Origin of the sequence: Parasphingorhabdus sp., assembly GCF_036964675.1 — a bacterium.
Classification (GTDB): Bacteria; Pseudomonadota; Alphaproteobacteria; order Sphingomonadales; family Sphingomonadaceae; genus Parasphingorhabdus.
Genome location: NZ_JBALTF010000185.1, coordinates 1 through 505, shown reverse-complemented (window position 1 = coordinate 505; position 505 = coordinate 1). Strand labels below are relative to the sequence as shown.

Sequence of the window (505 nt, the reverse complement as noted above, 5' to 3'; positions counted from 1 at the left end):
CGAATCGAGATCGGCGAGATCCATTTTTGCCGAAGACACATCGCCCTTTATGGTCGACAGATTCTCCTCGGCCTTGGGCGGATCGCGCACCGGCACGATTACCGTTGCGCCTGCGCTTACCAGTGCCCGGGTTGTTTCCAGACCAATGCCGGAATAGCCGCCGGTGACGATCGCGGTCCTGCCGGTTAGATCGATGCCAGCGAGTATCTCGTGCGGTTCGTTCTTGGCGTGAAATCCCGAACCGAGCGGTTTCTGGTCTGCTGCTGCCATTTTGATCCGTCCTTTCAATTTATCCGTTCGTCCTGAGCTTGTCGAAGGACATCATTCGTCCGAGAGGCGTGGTTCGACAAGCTTACCACGAACCGATCAACAACCTGTTCTTCAACTATCCGCCTTCACTCCCACAATCTCCGACACCGGCAGATAGCCATAGCCCAGATCTTCCGCGACCGCCTTGTAGGTGACGTGGCCGTTCCAGACATTGAGTCCCTCGGCGAGATGGTGA

General features: G+C 56.6%; 1 protein-coding gene. It reads right to left on the bottom strand.

What is annotated here, in order from left to right; genetic code table 11:
• Positions 1–270, bottom strand: a 270-nt coding sequence (locus V7665_RS13875; RefSeq protein WP_335665111.1) for an SDR family NAD(P)-dependent oxidoreductase, incomplete at its 3' end; no start/stop codon positions are given.
• Between the last annotated feature and the right edge of the window lie 235 nt (positions 271–505).